Here is a 21,284-nt window from a genome sequence, read left to right on the forward strand (position 1 = left end):
CCTAAATTTCTAATAAATCTGTAACTTCATTTAAAAATCAAACTTATAGCTGGCTCCCAAAATTACCTGAGCACCTTGTACAGGATAATTTAACCATCTTTGATAATTCTGATTGGCTAGATTATTTCCTTTGATAAATGCTGTAAGTCTCTCATTGTATTTGTATCCGATGTGTGCATTAATATCAAAATAACTTTCCAATTTAATTTTAGCATCCGGATTAGCAAATCCTTGATAATTGTTATACGCATCGAAACGTTCTCCAACATAAAACAATTGTGTTCCTGCGTACCATTTCTTGCCAATATTAAAATCTGATGTAAATCCTGCTTTTAAGGTTGGTAAATTCCATGCTTCTTCTTGGTATTTTGTATTAAAGCTATTGGCTTGAACATTAACCCCTAAAGCAATATCCTTATTCACATCTGCTTTTAATTCTGCGAAGAACGAAAGCGTTTTCACGTTATCATAAACCACCGCATACGAATTGCCATAACTATAATTTTCGGATGGATCAGACAAATACGGATTCGATTTGAAAAGTGGTACGTTTTCCGAAACATCATAACCTGCTTTTAAGTTATATGCCAAAGTATTCATTAATTTTCCTTTCAATCCGGCATAGATGTTAAATTGATTGTTCGTGGGTTCGAGGAATAAAGTTGGCGACAAAAACTTATTTTGACTTACAAAATCTCTATAAGAATTTTGCTTTAATCCTCCTTCGGCACCAGCAAACAAGATCATGATTTCTCTGACAACATTATAGGAAGCTTTAACTTTTGGGAAAATAAAAAATTCATTGTCTAAATCCGTTTTCACTCCATTATAAATATCTTTCATTCTTGAAAAATAAGCTACTTCTGCTCCCACTTCTACTGACAAATCATCTTTTAAAATCATGAAACTAGGATTCGCTGAAAAAATCAAATTTGACTTTTCGATGTTTGTGGCAACCGCTGGATCTGGAGTTTGGAGATTATAAATAGTTTCAAAGCTAGAATTCATATAATCGACACCCAATTTGGTTTTTACAGATGTGTCGCCCAATTCAAGATTAAAAGCCGGTCGGATTATGAAACGATTTTCTTTGGAACCATAATTATCTGAAAAACCTACATAATTGAAGTTTAATTTATCGAAAAAACTTTTAGAAATAGCCAATTCTGAACCTACGGTAAAAGTATTGTACTGATGTTTAGGATTGATACCCGATGCATTGATTGGATTGTAATTGGGATTCTCCAAAGGCAGTCCATACCAATTGTAGGCTTCATTTTTATATCCTAAATCAACTTTAAAACTGGTTTCATTACGATTGTAACCGTATAATGCCTGAATTGAAGTTTCTCCAAAAGCATCATCGAGAGCTACACCATCAATACCTCCTTGAGAAGATTGATGACGGAACATCCCACCTGCATATTGATACTTATCCAATTCATGTGTTACGAACAATTCTCCCAAAGCGGTTTTGTAATTTCCAAAACCAAGGGTCACATAATTTTGATACAGTTTTTCTTGCTTCGCCTTATCCACTGCCGCTGCTTTTCCTTTTGCCGGAACAAAAGTGGAAGCTACCGGAAAAGAAAAAATTTGATATTTAACCTCTTCCTTTTGGGTGGTTTCGGAATCTTCGATGTTTGGCGTTTCTTTTACTTTATAAGCATCGGAAATAGTTGGTGTGTAGGGTTTAACCACATTTACAACTTCCGTTCCAATGTTTTCATCTTTTTTTTGAGCATTTACAAATTGAATTGTACCTAAAACCAATAGTAAATAGCTGTATATTTTAATCTTATTCATATTACAATTTTCTTAAACCAGAGTTTTACTTCTTTCTTGTGTATGGGCTAGATTTATTTTCCTATGGAAGAATTTGTTTTTGCTTCTTCTGTTTTAATTTTCGTTAATTCCGACTGCGCTTCAGCAATCACATCTTCATATTCCTGAAAATTTTTAATAACGCTTTCTAAAATATAAGTAGCCTGGAAACTATCTTTCAATCCATAAAAATTCTTAGCCATTACCACCAATCCTTTCGCACCAAAATATTTATAACCTGAATATTCCTTGGCTAACTTTTGAACGACTGTGTTGGAAAGTTCGTATTTTGCTTCTTTGTTTTTAAAATAAGCATCATAAAACAATGCTTCCGCTGCCAGTTCTCCTTTGGCTATTTTTTGCAATTTAGCGTAAGCCTCTTTTGCTTTTGCTTCGTCACCAACTTTTATAGCCGAACGGGCTACAATGATTTGCGCATCACTTTTGATTCTATTATCTGATTTTGGATTCGAAAGTACTTTTTCAGCATAAACCACTGCCTTGCTATAGTCTTTCGTATCATAAAAAGCTTTCATCAAATTAGCTTGCGCATACGTTTTATTCTGAGGAAAATCAGCTTCATTTTCTAGACGTTCCAATACCGGAATTGCTTTTGTATAATCCGATTTCTTCACAAAAATTTCACTAAGACGCGACAATGACTGTTCCGTAAACTCATTGCGGGGCAAAGCGATTACGCGTTCGTAATTCACAATTGATTTTTCTGTAGCCCCTGTTTTGTATAACGATTCTGCTAGATAAAAATTAGCTTTGAGAGCATGCAGTCCGTTTGGAAAATTTTTGATATATCCCGACAAATTTTCAATAGCTTTTGCAGAATTTCCTTCCATGTACTGCTTTTCGGCAGCTTCCCATGAATCGTTATCCAATTCTATATCGGTTACTTCTACATAATCTAAGGTTCTAACCCATACCGCATATTCTTCCACTCTTCCTTTGTCAACATAAATCAATCGAGCCGTTTTTACCGCTTCTAGAGCTTCTTCGGTTCTTGGGTATTCGGTAGCCACTTTTTTAAATTTAGCTAAAGCCAAATCGTCTTTGTCTCCGTTATAATAGATCAATCCTTGACGCAAAATAGCTCTAGCCGAGTAACTTCCATTCTTGTATTCGCTAATCAACTGGTCATAGGTTTTGATGGCAGAAGCAGTTTCATTCATGGAAGTATAAGTATTCGCTAACTCAAACAAAGCATCGTCTCTGAGTTGGGAATCCTTATAAGTCTTAACAAAAGTGGTTAACTCAATCACTTTTTTATCGTTTTTGCCTGCCAAACCATACGACAGTGCTTTTTGAAAAGCGGCATAATCAGTATCAACACCTTTTAAAGCAATTGCTTTGTCATAAGCTTCAATAGCTCCAGTATATTTTGTTGTTACAAAACGGCAATCGGCCAAACGTAAGTATGCATCTACTAATCGATTTTTGTCCTCTTGAGGAGTATCCGTATATTTTGCAAAAAATGTGGCAGCTTGCTCGTATTCTTTTAATTTAAAATGAGCATAAGCTATATTATAGTTTGCATTTTTGAACTCCGGTACCTCTTTTGCCTCCGGATATGCAATAAATTGTTTGAAAGTAATTAATGCGTTTTGAAAATCTTCTAGAACATATTCGGTTTCTGCTTTCCAAAACGTTGCCCGAGCAGAAAATTTGGGTTCTTTTTGTTCCGCTATCGATTTTTTGAACATCTTCAAAGCTTCAGCGTAAGCTCCATCGGTGAATAGTTCCAACCCTCTGTAAAACGTTACTTTCTGATACGCTCCTTTAGCCCCAAGAGTTTTGTTTTTTTCTAACAGCACTATGGCTTCTTTGTAATTTTTAGAAGTTATATAAGAATTCACCAACAATCTCTCTATTTCAGGATTATTTGGGTTATTCGGATATTTTGTTATGAATCCATTGAGCACTTGAGGAACACTTTGGTAAGAGTTACCAATATCATAACTCAATCTCGCATAATTTAAAGCCGCATCTTCTTGAATTTTAAGATCGAAATCCATTTCCGAAGCATTTTTAAAAGCATTCAAAGATTGTTGCTTTTTATCGGTTTTCAAATAACTTTCTCCTAAATGATAATATGCGTTTTGCGCTACTTTATCGTTACCATCAATAATTTTATTGAACTGCGCTATAGCATTTTCAAAATCATTTTGTTTGTAATAAGCATAACCTAACTGATAATAATCAGTATTACTCCATTTTCCTTTTTTCCCTTGATATTGTTTTAAAAAAGGAATTGCTTTGTCGTATTGTTTCAGATTGAAGTAACTTTCTCCAATAATTTTGTTTAATTCTGATTTCTCAGCCGGTGAAGATTTCGGCATGGCGGCTTGCCCTAATTGAATGGCTTTTTCGAATTTTCCAGATTTAAAACTCATATCTGCTTGAAAATACGATAGTTTTTCTTTGTATTTTTCTTCTTCGGAAACGGCATCAAAATATTGGTTAGCTTCTTCGTATTTGTCTCCTTCGTAAGCTATGAATCCTAAATAATATTTGGCTTGAGAACCAAATTCGAGAGAGTTAACCACTTTATAGAAATAATTCGCAGCTTCTTTTCTCTTCCCCGAATTAAAAAAACTATACGCTTTGTAAAAACGATAACGGTCCAACTCTTCTTGCGTAAGACTATTTTCATCTACCTGATCGAACATTTCTAACGATTTGGTATAATTTCCCTGTTCAAAATAATATGTAGCAGCATCTACATAAGCCAAATTCTGCTTTGTACTCGTTGGATAATCTCTAATAAATCCTTCTATTTTCTCATCTGCATTTGCCTGATTCAGTTTTAAGGCACAATTTGCACTATAATAAGTACAATCCGCTTCCAAGTCAGTGTTTCCATTTTGCTTGATAGCATCGAAAATGATTTGAGCCGATTGATATTGTTTGTTTTTATACAAAGTCAATGCTCGATTGTATTCTAAAGTATTATTAGTGTAAATTTCTGATTGTTGTGCAAAAGTAGTTCCGCAACTTAATATAAAAGTGAAGACAACTGTACTGAATAATTTCTTCATAAGATCTAATTTGTTACCAAATATAAAATATTCCTATGTTTTTAACGTCTAAAAAAAATGTTTAGTATCTTAAATTATTCATAATACCAAAATTTATTTTGCATTAGAACGTTTACTTATTACTTTTACGAAATAAATTACAAGCTATTATGTCACAAACCATTTTATCGTTACGAAACGTTACCATATACCAAGAAAACAATGCTATTTTATCTGACGTTAACCTTAAAGTTGAAAAAGGAGAATTCATTTATATAATTGGTAAAACCGGCTCTGGGAAAAGTAGTTTTATGAAAACGCTTTATGCTGATTTACCGTTAACACACGGAGAAGGAACTATTGTAGATTACGATTTAAACGGTTTGGTGGATGATAATATTCCTTTTTTGAGAAGAAAAATTGGAATTGTGTTTCAGGATTTTAAATTGTTACCCGATCGTACCGTGAATGCCAATATGCTTTTTGTTTTAAGAGCTACTGGATGGGAGAATGAAACTGAAATGCAAGAAAAAATAGATGAAGTATTAGAGAAAGTAGGCATGGCGGGTAAAGCCGGAAAAATGCCTCACCAATTATCTGGAGGAGAACAACAACGCGTAGCCATTGCTCGTGCTATGTTAAATGATCCTGAGCTAATTCTTGCCGATGAGCCTACCGGAAATCTTGATCCGCAAACGAGTATAGAAGTAATGGAAGTATTGCGTAAAGTAAACCAAAACGGTAAAACCGTGATTATGGCGACACACGATTATGCTTTATTAATGAAATACCCTTCTAAAACATTGAAATGTGAAGATGGTGCACTTTTTGAAGTTGTTCAAAAAGTAGTATAAAAATGAAAGAAAAGAGGCTTACAGCTTCTTTTTTTTGTTTTATGACAATTATCATTTGGTACTACAACTTCCTGTTTTACTTTTGATATTGTAAAAGTTATTAGGTATGACAATTTCATTAATTCAAAAGTATAACGTTCCAGGGCCAAGATATACGAGTTATCCAACCGTTCCTTATTGGGAAGAAGAAGGATTTACTAACGATATCTGGAAACAGACTTTTATCAAATCATTTCAAGAAAGTAACCAAAAAGAAGGCATCAGTCTTTATATCCACTTGCCTTTTTGTGAAAGTTTATGCACCTTTTGTGGCTGCCATAAGCGAATCACTAAACGCCATGACGTTGAACATCCTTACATAGAGGCGGTTTTGAAAGAATGGCAATTGTATTGCGAGTTATTTCCAGAAAAACCAATAATCAAGGAAATTCACTTAGGCGGAGGAACGCCCACTTTCTTTTCTACAGAAAACTTAACATGCTTAATCAATGGAATTCTATCTAAAGCTGAAATAGCTTCTGAACATGAATTTAGTTTTGAAGGCCACCCCAATAATACAACCCGAGATCATCTACAAACACTATTTGATTTAGGTTTCCGTCGTGTGAGTTTTGGCGTTCAAGATTACAGTGAAAAAGTACAAAAAGCCATTCACCGTATCCAACCTTTTCACAATGTGGCCAAAGTAACTTTTTGGGCGAGAGAAATTGGTTATACCTCGATTTCTCATGACTTGGTTTTTGGTTTACCATTTCAAGGGATTGAAAACATCATTGACACAATCGAAAAAACCAAGTCTCTTTCTCCGGATCGATTGGCTTTTTATAGTTACGCGCATGTGCCTTGGATTAAAGGTAACGGACAACGCGGTTTTAGAGATGAAGATGTTCCAAAAGATGACGAAAAGCGTAAATTGTACGAAATAGGAAAAAATTTATTAGCTAAAAAAGGATACCACGAGATTGGAATGGATCACTTTGCTTTAAAAAAAGACAGTATGTACACTGCTTTTGAAGAAGGAAATTTACATCGAAATTTCATGGGCTATACTGCATCCAAAACACAGTTGATGATCGGTTTGGGAGCCTCCTCTATTAGCGATAGTTGGTATAGTTTTGCTCAAAACGAAAAAAGTATTGAGGATTATTATGCCCGATTAGAACAAAACGAACTACCTGTTTTCAAAGGACACTTGTTAAGCGAAGAAGACCTGATTATCCGACGTCACATCTTGAATATTATGTGTCAATTTGCTACTTCTTGGGATGAAAACGATTTATATTTTCAAGAATTACCGAAAGTCATCGAGGAACTTCGTGAGATGGAAAATGATGGCCTTTTAGTAATTCAGGATAATGCCATCATTGTAACAGAAAAAGGAAAACCTTTTGTTCGTAATATTTGTATGGCTTTTGATTTACGCTTACAACGTAAAGCTCCTCAAACGCAACTATTTTCTATGACCGTATAAAACCTATTTAAACTCATAAAAAGGGTTCTTACCATTTTTTTTTAATTGACACGTTGTTTGCCCACACCTACAGATGATAGTATTTATTTCTTCATTTGTAGGTGTTTTTTATTCTGTTTTAGTAAAATTCAGATAGCAGAAAACAAAATTACTATCACAAAAAAAGCTGTTTCATTTTTTGAAACAGCTTTTTTTATAACTTCCTCTTTGAATTAGTTCTTAAGCATTGCGAAAATCTCATCTTTCAAAAACAATAACTTTCCTTTTAATTCATGCATATGTTCGTCAGTAGTATTTTCAGTACCTGAATTGTACTTGTGAATTTCGTGTTCTACTTCGTGATATTCATCGAATAATTTTCTAAAATGATTGTCGGTCGTTTTTAAATCATGAATTTTATCTCTAAACTCTGGGAACTCATGTAATAAATCGTGTCTTTCCATAATAACTTTATAATTTAATTTGTTTTTGTTTCATTATTTTATCCTAATGCACTTTGCAGTTAGGGGTGCTTTGTACAAATAATTGCATTGTACTAGGCGATACGAACGGAATATCTAATCCTAATCCGCGTAGGATAAAAAGTACACCTATACCTACTGCAACAATAGGAATGACTTTTTGAATTTTATGACGCACTGGTAAGGTTAATAAATTAGAGACATAAACTACCGCGCTCATCATGGGAATAGTTCCTATACCATACAAGGCCATGTAAAGAACACTCAATGATAAATTTTGCATTGCTATAGCACCAAAAAGCGCTACATATACTAATCCGCAAGGCAAAAAACCATTTAAAAATCCAATGGTAAACAAAGAACCAAAGCTTTTCTTTTTGAATTGTGCTCCTAGCTTCGATTTAACTTTAGCAATCAAGCTATAAACCGGTTTCGAGAAATTATATTGAGCAAAAACTCTTTCTGGAACCAGGACAACTATAATCATCATAAGTCCTAAAACAACCGATAATTTTTGTTGAAATCCGGCCAGAAAAAGTCCTTTACCCAATATACCAAAAACCAACCCTAACAAGGAATATGCGGTAAGCCTACCTAAATGGTAAAGCATTATTTGCATTACTTTTTTTGCAGGATTATTTCGATCGACAGGCAACATCATCGCAATAGGACCGCACATTCCTACGCAATGCAAACTACTGATCAAACCGAATATAAAACCTGAGAATAACATTTCTTTTAGCTTATAATGGAAATAAATGGAAAATAAACTTTTAAATTGAAGATAAGTGAAACAATTAAGGCTATAGTAAAACTACAAATTCACTTTTTCATTATTTAAAAAACCTTTACCTTCGTAATTCCAATCAATAATAATGTCCCAACGACCGCCTACCAACTTTGTTTTAGGTATGAGCAAATTGGAAGAAGATAACGATATGGGCATATCGAAATCTAATTTCTGGTTAGACGGTCTGTACAGGGACACTTTTCCATTTATTTTAGTATAGTCGAAAGATTCTGGAAAACGAATCACTAATCCTTCACTTTTTATATCTACAATTACTTTTTGGGGTAAATCCTGAGCATTTTGTTGCTTATCCAATTGTTCTTGATAACCCATTTCTTTTTTATAATATTCTTCTGTAACCATTTCATGGTCATATCTAGAATCTCCTTGAACTTTAAAAACAAAGTATAAAATGAAAGTGATAAACAATGCGAATGCAATCACTATTCCGGTACCCCAATTTGCTCTCATTTTTCTATTTTTTTGATGACTCTATTTATCTCCTCTTCTAATATTTTAAAGAGTGCCCAGAGACAAATTTGAGTCTGATTATTAACTATTATTTATTGTAACTAATTAAAACTTCTTGGACCTAAAAAATTAGTCGTAGTGGTTTCTAACAACTGATGTTTATTATAGATTTCTAACTTTAATTCAGTTTTATCACCTGTAAGAAAAGCAGGATGAATTTCTATAAATAGTGTTCCTTGCGTTAAACTATCTTTTTTCACCTTAACTTCTTGATTTCCTACCAGTGTAATGGTTCCCTTAGGTTCTACTAACTTAAAGTGAATATGATCAAAATCTTCCATCGTTTTATTTACAATTTTGTATGTAAATACATTACTGATGTTATCCCCTTTGTGCTCGTATAATTGTCCAGGCAAACGTAAAACAGTGGCTTCGACATCATTTCGCAAAAACAACATTCCAAAGAACACCCCAGTTAAGATAACCAATACTGTCGCATACCCCTTCATACGAGTAGTAAAAACGAATTTTTCTTTCTTTACAATTTCATCTTCACTAGCGTAACGAATTAGATTTATCGGTAAATTAACGCTTTGCATGATTGAATTACATTCATCGATACAAGCCGTACAATTGACACATTCTAACTGAGTTCCGTTACGAATATCGATTCCCGTTGGACATACATTCACACATTGATGACAATCGATACAATCGCCTTTTCCGGCTGCAACTCGATCTTCTCCTTTTTTGAATTTAGCTCTTCCTTGTGTTCCCTCACCTCTCACGTGATCGTACGCCACATTGATTGATTTATTGTCTAATAAAACTCCCTGCATTCTTCCATAAGGACAAGCGATGATACAAACTTGTTCACGAAACCATGCATAGATAAAATAAAAGACACAGGTAAAAATGATTAAAGCAATCAGGGTGCTGGTGTTGTGAAAAGGACCTTGACGAACCATATCCAACACATGATCACTACCCACTAAATATGCGAGGAATACATTAGCAATTAGAAAAGAAATGATAAAAAAGATTACCCATTTAGTCACTTTTTTTCTGATTTTTTCCGCATTCCATTCTTGTTTAGACAGTTTGATTTGTGCACCACGATCCCCTTCAATCCAAAACTCTATTCGACGAAAAACCATCTCCATAAATATCGTCTGAGGACAAAACCATCCGCAAAAAATACGACCGAAAGCAACGGTAAATAATGCCAAGCCTACCACTCCAATAATCATAGTGATCACGACTAAGTGAAAGTCTTGAGGCCAAAACGGATTTCCGAAAATTGAAAATTTACGTTCTAAGATGTTAAACAATAAAAATTGATTTCCGTTGATTTTAACAAACGGAGCCGAAAATAAGAAAGCTAACAAAAAGTAACTTAACAATTTTCGTTTTTCATATAACTTCCCTTTGGGAATTTTTGGAAATATCCAAGCTCTTTTCCCTTCTTTATCGATAGTTGCGATACTATCTCTAAAACTTTCATCCGGTAAATTAGAAGCCATAATTTAGTTTTTTTTAATACTGCGAGATAACTAGGTATCTCGCAGTATTTATTATTATTTTGCTGGTGCAGCTACTTTAGTTGAATCTGTTGCAGTTGCTGCTGGACTTGCAGCTCCTTCTTCTACCCAAATATCTCCTTCAGGTGCTTTTCCATCTTTAGGATTAGAGCCTTGTAAGCTCAAAACATAACTTGCAATTTTCTGAATATCAGATGGCTTGATTGTTTCTTTCCAAGGCACCATACCTTTTCCTGAACGTCCACCTTCCATGATCGTGTTGAAAACATTTTTGATACCTCCACCTAAAATCCAGTGATTATCGGTTAAGTTAGGACCAATTGATCCTCCACCATCTGCTTTATGACACGCCACACAATTAGTCTGGAATAATGCTTTTCCCGCTTCAAGACTAGAGGCATCTGTTAATAAAGTTACTTTTTCTTTATCCATTAAATCAGGTGCCGTTTTTTTGTATTCTTCTACCTGAATTCTAGCTTCAGCCATTGCTTTTTCATATTCGGCTGTTTGGTCATCATGACCTAGAATATGGAAACGAACTAAATAAATTCCAGAAAAAATAATTGTAATGTAGAACAAATACACCCACCATGGCGGTAATACGTTGTCTAATTCCTGGATTCCATCATAATTGTGATGCAAAATCAGTTCTCCTTCTTCCTCTACTTTTCTTGAACGTGTTAATTTTTGCATTAACCCTTTGTAGAACTTTGATTCTGTGAAAGGAAGATTTTCTTCGATTTCTTTTTCTTTACGTTGTTCTTCTGTTAACAAAGTATCTAAAATATTATCTGTAGCGTTTAATATTAATTCCATAGCCACTAGAATTAATAAGAAAATCAATAATACTACATTTAATATGGGATACTTAATAAAAGCAGGTCTATCCCCTGAGTCGATAAAGAATTCCATTGCCAAGAAAAACAAAGCAAACAAAACGGGAATTCTAACATATATTGGAAAAATCTTTTTCATTTTTAAAGCATTTAAATTACTTATTCGTTAAAGGGAATATTACTCATTTCTGTAATTTTCTCTTTTTTATAGGTAAAAACCCAAACATACAATCCTACGAAGAATAGGAAAAAAATCAGTAATGATATCACTGGATAAATCTCTATTCCTGAGATGGTTTCCATATTGTGTTTAATAAACTTTAACATGACTTAATTAGTTTTGAGTTTCTTTTACTTTAATATCGGTACCTAAACGCTGTAAATAAGCAATTAATGCAACGATTTCTCTGTCTTTCATAGGGACGAATTTCTCTCCACGTATTTTAGCATTTTTCTCACTTTCAGTGTAACTCTTCACGAAGTCAGGATCTTGCTTAAGATTTTCTTCAATTTTAGCCGATTGAGCAGCAATTGAAGCTTTCGCATTTTTGATATCTTCTTCTGTATAAGGAACACCTAAAGTTTGCATCACACTCATTTTCTTCTCTATTTGAGAATAATCCATTGGTTCATTATCGAATAACCATTTGTAAGCTGGCATGATTGATCCTGCAGAAGTACTTTGTGGATCCCACATGTGATTGAAATGCCAGTTATCGTTGTATTTACCACCAACTCTCATTAAATCCGGTCCAGTACGTTTTGAACCCCATAAGAAAGGATGGTCATATACATATTCTCCTGATTTTGAATATTCCCCATAACGAGCAACTTCAGAACGGAACGGACGAATCATTTGAGAGTGACATCCCACACAACCTTCACGGATGTATAAATCACGACCTTCTAATTCTAGTGGTGTATAAGGTTTTACACTAGAAATTGTTGGAATATTAGATTTTACTACTAGCGTAGGAACTATTTGAACAATTCCACCGATCAGAATAGCAATAGTAGCTAAGATTGTCAACTGAATAGGTTTTCTTTCTAACCATCCATGGAATTTTTCATTTTTCAAACGATAAGGAGCAATTTTAGCCAAAGCAGGAGCTTCTGCTAATTCGTCTTCTACTGCTGATCCTATTTGGATCGTTTTCACCACGTTGTATACCAAGATTAATAATCCAACCAAATACAAGGTACCTCCAATCGCACGCATAGCATACATCGGCATAATTTGGGTTACTGTTTCTAAGAAATTTCCGTACACCAAAGAACCATCAGGGTTGAACTGTTTCCACATTTGAGCCTGAACAAAACCAGCTACATACATAGGTAATGCATATAAAATGATTCCTAACGTTGCAATCCAAAAGTGGAAGTTGGCTAATTTTTGAGAATATAATTCTGTTTTAGTCAATCTAGGTAATAACCAATAGATAATACCAAAAGTCATGAAACCATTCCAAGCTAAAGCACCAACGTGAACGTGCGCTACAATCCAATCGGTAAAGTGTGCGATAGCATTAACATTTTTCAAAGAAAGCATTGGTCCTTCAAACGTAGCCATACCATAACCTGTAATAGCCACCACAAAGAATTTTAATACCACATCTGTTCTAACTTTATCCCATACACCGCGTAAAGTCAACAATCCATTAATCATACCTCCCCAAGAAGGTGCAATTAACATTACAGAGAATACAACTCCTAAATTTTGTGCCCAATCCGGTAAAGCCGAATATAATAAGTGGTGAGGTCCAGCCCAGATATATAAGAAAATTAATGACCAAAAGTGAATGATTGATAATCGATATGAATATACAGGACGATTAGCTGCTTTTGGCATATAATAGTACATTAAACCTAAAAATGGTGTAGTCAAGAAAAAGGCTACAGCATTGTGACCATACCACCATTGCACTAATGCATCTTGAACTCCTGCATACACAGAATATGATTTCAATCCATTAACCGGCAATGCCAAACTGTTGAAAATATGTAATACCGCTACGGTTACAAAAGTAGCAATGTAGAACCAGATAGCAACATACAAATGACGCTCTCTTCTTCTTAGAATAGTCATAATCATGTTCACTCCAAATACTACCCAAACCACAGCAATTGCAATATCTATAGGCCATTCTAGTTCTGCATATTCTTTTGAAGTAGTATATCCTAATGGCAATGAAATAGCAGCAGCTACTATAACTAACTGCCATCCCCAGAAATTAAAGTTACTGAGCGCATCGCTAAACATTCTGGTTTTTAATAAACGCTGAATAGAATAATAATATCCAGCAAAAAAAGCGTTACCCACAAAAGCGAAAATAACGGCATTGGTATGTAAAGGTCTTAAACGTCCGTAACTTAACCACGATATACCATCAGTAAGGTTAGGAAACAGATACATAGTGGCTAACAAGAGCCCGACCAACATTCCTACTACACCAAAAATGATTGTGGCATAGAGGAACTTGTTTACAATTTTGTTGTCGTAATAAAATTGTTGCATTTCCATAATTAGTCTTGATTTTCTGTTTTTATTTTTGTTTTTGGATTATTCCCTTTTTTCTTTAGCTCATCTTCGAACAACATTCGAACGGATGGCGTATAGTCATCATCAAACTGACCACTTCGTACTGCCCTTATAAAAATATACAGGAAAGTAGCAGCTAAGACGATACTAATGCAGATTAATAAATAAATGACACTCATACCTAAATTTTATATTTCAAAGTTACCGTTAACCCAAGTCTTAAAACATGACTTTTATCATATCTAAAAAAAACGTTAAAAAATTACGATTATTTTTTGGACTAACAATTATTTTCTTGCGTAAAAATTACTCATCAGTGTTACAAAACTCACTATGGTTATAGTACTTAGCGGCATAATGATAGCAGCAACAATAGGAAGCAGGTTTCCGGTAACCGCATAACTCAATCCAATTAAATTATATAAAAGCGATAATCCGAAACTCATCATAATGGTTTTCATTGCATTTTTTGAAAGTCGCATAAAGTAATTGATCTTAGAAAACTGTACGGCATCCAAGATTCCGTCACAGGCCGGTGAGAAAACATTTACATTTTCTGAAATAGAAATCCCTACATTACTTTGCGCCAATGCTCCAGCATCGTTTAAACCATCACCAACCATCATAACGTTACGTCCTTGTTTTTGAAGCTGTTCTATGTATTGTAGTTTTTGCTCCGGTTTTTGATTGAAAACTAAAGTAGTGCTGTCTGGCAGCATTTTTTCTAAAATTTTTCTTTCCCCATCATTATCTCCTGAAAGCACCACCAAATTATATTGTTTCTCCAGATTTTCGAACAATTGTTCCAACCCTTCTCGGTATTGATTGTTAAAAACATAACTTCCTTTGTAAATACCATTAATTTCCACATGAACTTTTGTTTTCTTGTGTGTGTTTTCGCTCATGTGCTGTAAAAACTGCGAAGAGCCTAACTTTACTTTTTGTTCTCCAAAGGTTGCGAAAATTCCTTTTCCTATAATTTCTTCAAAAGCGGTTGTTTCTATTTTCTCTTGATGTGGAATAAAATCATACAATCTTCTACTTAAAGGGTGGTTGGATCCTCTTAAAGCATTTTTCAACAGTTTTAATTCCGATTCATTCAACGGTTCTCCTTCATAAGTAATGGAAGTCTTTTTGTTGGTGGTGATGGTGCCTGTTTTATCAAAAACGATAGTATCTACTTTGGCTAATTGTTCAATTACCGTCGCATTTTTTAAATATAATTTTCGATTTCCCATAATACGAAGCACATTTCCCAACGTAAACGGGGCCGTTAAAGCTAGTGCACAAGGGCAGGCCACAATTAAAATCGCAGTGAAAACATTAAAGGCTGTACTAACATCTCTAAACACCCAAAATCCGAAGGAGACAAAAGCCAACAACAATAAAGCGGGAGTGAAATAACGGCTAATAGTATCGGTAATTGTTTTGTACTTCTGATCCACTTTTTTCTGAAAAACATCATTACTCCACAACTGCGTCAGGTAACTTTGAGAAACCGAATGCAGTACCTCCATTTCGATTACTTTCCCTATCTGTTTTCCTCCGGCATAGACTTTATCACCTGATTTTTTAATTATAGGAACCGCCTCTCCGGTAACAAAACTATAGTCTATAGAAGCTTCAGGCGAAATTAAAATTCCATCTACTGGGATTAATTCTTGGTTTCTGATTAACAATCGATCCCCTTTTTCAATATCATAAACCTGAACAGGTTCTTCGGTTCCGTTGGCTAAAATTTTAGTAATCGCTATAGGAAAGTACGATTTGTAATCGCGTTCGAAAGACAAGAAGTTATAAGTTTTCTGCTGAAATAATTTTCCTAATAACATGAAGAAAATCAGTCCACACATACTATCGAAAAAGCCCTGTCCATAGTCAAAAACTATGTCAATAGTACTTCTAACAAACATCACAACAATCCCTAGAGCAATAGGAATATCGATATTTAATAAACCCGATTTAATACTTTTCCAAGCCGAAACATAATATCCTGAAGCCGAGTAAAAGAAAGGCGGTAATGACAAAGCAAAAATTAACCAACGGAAAAAAACTTTGTACTGTTCAATCCAAAATTCCCCTACTTCAAAATATTCGGGAAAAGAAAGCAACATAATATTTCCAAAGGAAAAGAAAGCAACCCCAATTTTATAGAATAAGGTTCGGTCTACCTCTTGCTTTTTATTTTCGTAATTTTCTAAACTAATATAAGGTTCATAGCCAATAGCACTTAAAAGAAGAACCATTTCTTTTAGATTGGTCTTTTTGGGATCATACGTAATCCTAACCTTTTTTTCGTGAAAATTTACCTGAGAAGTACTTACCCCTGATTGGAGTTTTTGTAGATTTTCCAAAATCCAAATGCACGAGCTACAATGTATATGAGGTATATACAATGAAACGATATGTGTTGAATCTTCTTGGAAATCGAGTAATTTGGTGACAATGTCTTCATTTTCTAAAAAATCATATTTACCTTTTATATCCTGTGGTGTAGCACCTGGTGCGTTTTCAAAATCGTAATAACAGGTTAAATCATTCTGACTAAATATTTCGTAAACCGTTTTGCATCCTACACAACAAAACGATTTTTCGTCGAAAATTATCTCTTCCTGCTTTACAATATCATTACCACAATGGAAACAATTTTGTACATTCATAATTTGCTCATTTACCTTATGCAAAATTCTAAATATAAGCTTATTTAGAATATGATTTTTATCATACTTTAAATATATTTGTGGTTCTAAAAAAGTTGACCATGAGTATTAGTAAATGTGAACAATGTATTGTGAGACAATTTAGTTCGTTAAAGGCTTTAACAAAGGATGAACTTTTACGCATGGCGAATTGCAAAACTTCTTACACCATTAAAAAAGGAGAGCCTATTTTTGAAGAAGGAGAAGTTACCAATGGTGTTTATTGTATTAAAGAAGGGGTTTGCAAAATGACCAAATTAAGCGCCAACGGTAAAGACCAAATTGTAAAATTGGTTAAATCTGGAGAAATGTTAGGCCAACGCTCTATGATTAGCGAAGAACCTGCCAATCTTAGTGCTATTGCGCTAGAGGACATGGAAGTTTGTTTTGTACCGAAGGCTGAAATCATGCAGTTTTTTAATCAAAATAACCAATTTTCCTTGAACATCATGAGAACAATTTGTGGCGATTTAAAAGAGGCGGATGATCAGATGGTTTCAATGGCTCAAAAAAGCGTTAAAGAACGTTTAGCCCAAACCTTGATCTATTTGGAAGACACTTTTGGAAACAATGAAGACGGAAGTTTACGCATACAATTATCCAGAGAAGAACTGGCAGGAATTATTGGTACAGCCACGGAAAGCTGTATTCGTTTGTTGTCCGACTTTAATAAATCGGAACTGATTGCTATAAGCGGTAAAAAGATAATTATTAAAAACAAGAAAGAATTAAGGAAACTCTCCGAATAATTCTTTCTTGTTTTTATTTACGAATAATCCAAACCTAAGTAATATTGATAAGTATCAAATACAAATAAATAAGCAAGTTTGCTTCTTTATTTTTCCTCAATAGGTCCCTCCCATTCTGAAAAACCACCCATTAAATTATACGTATGGGCAAATCCCATCTGATTCATAATATGGCAAGCTTGGGCGCTTCTTCCGCCTGCTTTGCAATACACATAATAATTTTTAGATTTATCCAATTCGTCTACTTGATAAATAAAACCTTGACCTTTATATATATCAATATTCAAAGCTCCCGGAATAATTCCGTCTAAACACTCCTCTTCGGTTCTTACATCAAGAATAACTGCATTATCATCAGCCTGAGCCTGAGCCCACCAATCTTCTTGTATTAAATTCATTGTGATTTTGTTTTATCTATCAAAAATACTATGATTTAATCGAACATCCAATACTATTTATTGATTTTAATTGCGCTTTTAATCATCAACACCTCAATTTTCCGCTGAATTATCTGAATAATTGAAATAAATATTCGAAATTAAATACTTTCTCTGCATCATTGTTGGAACACAAGCATTAAAAAAAATTAACAAAGATTTAATACACATTTGTATATACAAATAAAAAACATTCATACATTTGTACATACAAATTTTGTACTTACAAATATGAAAATTGAAGAGGTAATAAAATCAACAGTCTCGTTAAGTGACGCAAAGAAAGTGGTATTAAATATAATACATACCGAAATGCTTATTAACGAAAACTTAAACGAAGTACTGAAACCTTATGACCTTTCACCAGAACAATATAATGTATTACGAATTCTTCGAGGACAAAAAGGGAAACCTGCCAATATGTGTATCATTCAAGAACGAATGATTGCAAAGACTAGTAATACTACCCGATTGGTTGATAAATTATTACTGAAAGAATTTGTAACTCGAAATGTTTGCCCTGAAAACAGAAGAAAAATAGAAGTGACAATAACCGAAAAAGGATTAAAAATTTTAGAAGATTTAGATCCTAAAATTGATGATCACGAAAATAATTTTGCCCAAAAACTAACTAGTGAAGAACTAGGAATATTAAATAACCTATTAGAAAAATACAGAAATTAAAATGGCCCCATTTATTCAAAACCAAAACTGGCGTTACGCAACCAAAAAATTTGATCCTGCAAAAAAAGTAAGTGCTGAAGATTTAGAAACCTTAAAAGAAGCTATTCAATTAAGCACTTCTTCTTACGGTTTGCAGCCTTACAAAGTGTTGATTATCGAAGATCAAGCAATTAAAGAACAATTGTTACCGGCAAGCTGGAATCAATCTCAAATTGTTGATGCATCACATGTAATCGTTTTTGCAAATTATACAAAAATTGACGATCGAGTAATCGATGATTTTTTTGCTAACATTGCTGAAACTAGAAATTTAGATATTGCAGACTTACAAGGATATAAAGATTTCATGAAATCTAAAATATTTGCTTTATCAGAAGAAAAACAAGCTACTTGGACTTCAAAACAAACCTATCTAGCGTTAGGAAATCTTTTAAATGCTGCGGCTGAACTAAAAATAGACGCAACTCCTATGGAAGGTTTCGAACCGGAAAAATATAACGAAATATTGAATCTTAAAGATCTTAACTTAAATGCTTCATTAGTAGCAACAATAGGTTATCGTCATCAAGAGGATCCATCACAACATTTGAAAAAAGTTAGAAAACCGAAAAACGAATTATTTATCAATTTATAACTATAATTATTTAATCCAATTTAAAATCATGAGAAATTTAAAATCAATCGCTTTAGCATTAGTAATTGCTTTAGGAACATTATCAGCTACGGCTCAAACTACTAAAAAAGTAGATGCAGCAAAAAGTAAAGTACTTTGGTTAGCTAAAAAAGTAGGTGGACAACACAATGGTGATGTAGCTCTTAAAGATGGAAACTTAGTTTTCAAAGGAAAAAAATTAGCTGGTGGTAACTTTACAGTTGATATGACTACAATCAACACTACAGATTTACAAGGTGAATACAAAGGAAAATTAGACGGTCACTTAAAAAGTGAAGACTTCTTTTCTGTTGAAAAATTCCAAACTGCTACTTTAGTTTTCAAACAAATCGGTGTAAAATCAGCTAACACTTACACAGTAACTGCTGACTTAACTATCAAAGGAATCACTGCTCCAGTAACTTTTGACATCGTTGTAAACAAAGGTGTAGCTAACGCTAAATTATTAGTAGACAGAACTAAATATGATGTAAAATACGGTTCTAAAAACTTTGGTGCTTTAGCTGACAAAGCTATTGATGATGAGTTCGAATTAAAAGTTCAATTAAAATACTAATTAAACTTACATTTCAAAAAAAATGAAACTCCGAGATAATCGGAGTTTTTTTATTTTAAAAAATTTGTTTTTGTAAAATAAAATTCTATACATTTGTACTATTCAAAATTTAGAAAATGAACAACATTTTAAATAATACTTGGTGGTGGAGTAACTTACGTCGAACGTCGTGAGCGAATCCTCCTATCTGTATTTTTAAAAATTAGATATCAAGGCTTGTCAATCACGACAAGCCTTTTTTTATTGTCAAAATCCAACAACCTATACCATGATAAAATATAAACTACATACTAACTACAAAAAAATCCTAGCCGATACCATTACTCCGGTGAGTATTTACCTGAAAATTCGAGATAAATTTCCTAATAGTATTTTACTAGAAAGTAACGATTATCACAGTAATGACAATAGTTTTTCTTACATCTGTTGCAACCCGATCGCCAACATTAAGGTAGAAAATGAAATCATAAGCACAACCTTTCCTGACGGTAGCGTTACCAATCAATCCATCGAAAAGCCCAATCAAGTAATAGGAGCCATTCAACATTTTGCTTCACGATTTGAATCTGAAAATTCTAATTTTAAATTCATTACCAACGGATTATTCGGTTTTACGAGTTATGATGCTGTTCGCTATTTCGAAAAAATTACGATTCAAAAAAGAGTGACGGACTTGCAAATTCCAGATATTTATTATGCGGTTTATCAAAACATCATTGCTATCAATCACTTTAAAAATGAAGCTTATATTTTCTGCCATAGCATTACTGATACGAACAATGTAAGCGAAATAGAGCAGTTAATTCAAACTAAAAATTTCGCCTCTTACTCCTTCACCAAAGAAGGTGATACGATATCTAATTTATCAGACAGCGAATTCAAAAACCATGTGGCATTAGCTAAAAAACATTGCCATAGAGGAGATGTTTTTCAGTTGGTTCTATCTCGAAGATTTACACAAAGTTTCAAAGGAGACGAATTTAATGTGTACAGAGCGTTACGAAGTATCAACCCATCGCCTTACCTATTCTTTTTCGATTATGGAAATTTCAAAATCATGGGTTCTTCGCCTGAAGCACAATTGATCATCAAAGATAAAAAAGCAGAAATTCATCCGATTGCAGGTACATTCAAACGTACCGGTAATGATGAAGAAGACGCGATTTTAGCGAAAAAACTTTCCGAAGATCCAAAGGAAAATAGTGAACACGTAATGTTAGTTGATTTAGCACGAAACGATTTAAGCCGTAATTGCTCAGAAGTAACCGTTGAAAAATATCGCGAAGTACAATTTTTCTCTCATGTCATTCATCTAGTTTCAAAAGTAAGCGGACGATTACATGAAACTGCTTCAACGATGCAAGTCGTTGCCGATACTTTTCCTGCAGGAACACTTTCAGGAGCTCCAAAACACAAAGCCTTACAACTTATCGAAAGTATCGAAAATACCAATCGAAATTTCTACGGCGGTGCCATAGGTTTTATGGATTTTGAAGGAAATTTTAACCACGCGATCATGATTAGAACTTTTTTCAGTAAAAATCATCAACTCCATTATCAAGCAGGCGCCGGAATTGTAGCAGGATCTGACGAAGAAAATGAAATGCAGGAAGTATACAACAAATTAAGAGCTTTACACAACGCTTTAGATTTAGCAGAATCTATCTAAAATA

At 33.8% G+C, this 21,284-nt stretch carries 19 protein-coding genes; 7 read left to right on the forward strand and 12 right to left on the reverse strand.

Going from position 1 to position 21,284, the window contains the following annotated elements; translation table 11 throughout:
- Window positions 1-30: 30 nt before the first annotated feature.
- Window positions 31-1,806, reverse strand: coding sequence for a TonB-dependent receptor (locus tag NAT50_RS05720; protein ID WP_250592255.1), 1,776 nt, complete (start codon window positions 1,804-1,806; stop codon window positions 31-33).
- 53 nt (window positions 1,807-1,859) lie between these two features.
- Entirely contained in the window at window positions 1,860-4,871 is a 3,012-nt protein-coding gene (locus NAT50_RS05725) for a tetratricopeptide repeat protein (protein WP_250592256.1), read from the reverse strand.
- Between the two features lie 149 nt (window positions 4,872-5,020).
- Here NAT50_RS05725 and NAT50_RS05730 point away from each other — a divergent pair, with 149 nt between their 5' ends.
- Together NAT50_RS05730 and hemN are read left to right on the forward strand one after the other, a co-directional pair.
- Complete coding sequence (locus NAT50_RS05730) at window positions 5,021-5,704, forward strand: cell division ATP-binding protein FtsE (protein ID WP_250592257.1); 684 nt, start codon at window positions 5,021-5,023, stop codon at window positions 5,702-5,704.
- A 106-nt stretch (window positions 5,705-5,810) separates the two neighbouring features.
- Complete coding sequence (gene hemN / locus NAT50_RS05735; protein WP_250592258.1) at window positions 5,811-7,175, forward strand: oxygen-independent coproporphyrinogen III oxidase; 1,365 nt, start codon at window positions 5,811-5,813, stop codon at window positions 7,173-7,175.
- Window positions 7,176-7,387: 212 nt separating this feature from the next.
- Here hemN and NAT50_RS05740 read toward each other — a convergent pair whose 3' ends face one another.
- From NAT50_RS05740 to NAT50_RS05780, 9 genes are all read right to left on the reverse strand, one after another.
- A complete protein-coding gene (locus NAT50_RS05740; protein WP_250592259.1) occupies window positions 7,388-7,618 on the reverse strand; it encodes a YdcH family protein in 231 nt (76 codons plus the stop codon).
- A gap of 43 nt (window positions 7,619-7,661) precedes the next feature.
- Entirely contained in the window at window positions 7,662-8,369 is a 708-nt protein-coding gene (locus NAT50_RS05745; RefSeq protein WP_250592260.1) for a sulfite exporter TauE/SafE family protein, read from the reverse strand.
- A gap of 81 nt (window positions 8,370-8,450) precedes the next feature.
- Complete coding sequence (locus tag NAT50_RS05750) at window positions 8,451-8,897, reverse strand: FixH family protein (RefSeq protein WP_250592261.1); 447 nt, start codon at window positions 8,895-8,897, stop codon at window positions 8,451-8,453.
- A gap of 101 nt (window positions 8,898-8,998) precedes the next feature.
- Window positions 8,999-10,420 carry a cytochrome c oxidase accessory protein CcoG gene (ccoG, locus tag NAT50_RS05755; protein ID WP_250592262.1) on the reverse strand — a complete coding sequence of 474 codons (1,422 nt, stop codon included), beginning with the start codon at window positions 10,418-10,420 and terminating at the stop codon, window positions 8,999-9,001.
- 54 nt (window positions 10,421-10,474) lie between these two features.
- Window positions 10,475-11,413: a cbb3-type cytochrome c oxidase N-terminal domain-containing protein gene (locus NAT50_RS05760; protein WP_250592263.1), complete on the reverse strand. Its 939-nt coding sequence runs from the start codon at window positions 11,411-11,413 to the stop codon at window positions 10,475-10,477.
- Between the two features lie 20 nt (window positions 11,414-11,433).
- Window positions 11,434-11,601 carry a CcoQ/FixQ family Cbb3-type cytochrome c oxidase assembly chaperone gene (locus NAT50_RS05765; protein WP_250592264.1) on the reverse strand — a complete coding sequence of 56 codons (168 nt, stop codon included), beginning with the start codon at window positions 11,599-11,601 and terminating at the stop codon, window positions 11,434-11,436.
- A gap of 7 nt (window positions 11,602-11,608) precedes the next feature.
- Window positions 11,609-13,795 (reverse strand): cytochrome-c oxidase, cbb3-type subunit I, encoded by a 2,187-nt coding sequence (ccoN, locus tag NAT50_RS05770; protein ID WP_250592265.1) that lies wholly within the window; start codon window positions 13,793-13,795, stop codon window positions 11,609-11,611.
- 2 nt (window positions 13,796-13,797) lie between these two features.
- Window positions 13,798-13,992: a cbb3-type cytochrome oxidase assembly protein CcoS gene (gene ccoS / locus NAT50_RS05775; RefSeq protein ID WP_250592266.1), complete on the reverse strand. Its 195-nt coding sequence runs from the start codon at window positions 13,990-13,992 to the stop codon at window positions 13,798-13,800.
- Between the two features lie 108 nt (window positions 13,993-14,100).
- Entirely contained in the window at window positions 14,101-16,473 is a 2,373-nt protein-coding gene (locus NAT50_RS05780; protein ID WP_250592267.1) for a heavy metal translocating P-type ATPase, read from the reverse strand.
- 107 nt (window positions 16,474-16,580) lie between these two features.
- Between NAT50_RS05780 and NAT50_RS05785 the strand changes: the two genes are divergently transcribed.
- Window positions 16,581-17,261 (forward strand): Crp/Fnr family transcriptional regulator, encoded by a 681-nt coding sequence (locus NAT50_RS05785; RefSeq protein ID WP_250592406.1) that lies wholly within the window; start codon window positions 16,581-16,583, stop codon window positions 17,259-17,261.
- Window positions 17,262-17,347: 86 nt separating this feature from the next.
- Here NAT50_RS05785 and NAT50_RS05790 read toward each other — a convergent pair whose 3' ends face one another.
- The gene (locus tag NAT50_RS05790; RefSeq protein ID WP_250592268.1) at window positions 17,348-17,659 is read right to left on the reverse strand and encodes a rhodanese-like domain-containing protein; all 312 of its coding nucleotides are present in this window, start codon (window positions 17,657-17,659) and stop codon (window positions 17,348-17,350) included.
- Between the two features lie 270 nt (window positions 17,660-17,929).
- On the opposite strand from NAT50_RS05790, the gene NAT50_RS05795 reads away from it, so the two are divergent.
- From NAT50_RS05795 to NAT50_RS05810, 4 genes are all read left to right on the forward strand, one after another.
- Complete coding sequence (locus NAT50_RS05795) at window positions 17,930-18,382, forward strand: MarR family winged helix-turn-helix transcriptional regulator (protein WP_250592269.1); 453 nt, start codon at window positions 17,930-17,932, stop codon at window positions 18,380-18,382.
- Between the two features lies 1 nt (window position 18,383).
- The gene (locus tag NAT50_RS05800; RefSeq protein ID WP_250592270.1) at window positions 18,384-19,016 is read left to right on the forward strand and encodes an NAD(P)H-dependent oxidoreductase; all 633 of its coding nucleotides are present in this window, start codon (window positions 18,384-18,386) and stop codon (window positions 19,014-19,016) included.
- 28 nt (window positions 19,017-19,044) lie between these two features.
- Window positions 19,045-19,611 carry a YceI family protein gene (locus NAT50_RS05805; RefSeq protein WP_250592271.1) on the forward strand — a complete coding sequence of 189 codons (567 nt, stop codon included), beginning with the start codon at window positions 19,045-19,047 and terminating at the stop codon, window positions 19,609-19,611.
- 268 nt (window positions 19,612-19,879) lie between these two features.
- Window positions 19,880-21,280, forward strand: coding sequence for an anthranilate synthase component I family protein (locus tag NAT50_RS05810; RefSeq protein ID WP_250592272.1), 1,401 nt, complete (start codon window positions 19,880-19,882; stop codon window positions 21,278-21,280).
- Window positions 21,281-21,284: the final 4 nt, after the last annotated feature.

Origin of the sequence: Flavobacterium luminosum (assembly GCF_023635005.1) — a bacterium.
Taxonomy (GTDB): Bacteria; Bacteroidota; Bacteroidia; order Flavobacteriales; family Flavobacteriaceae; genus Flavobacterium; species Flavobacterium luminosum.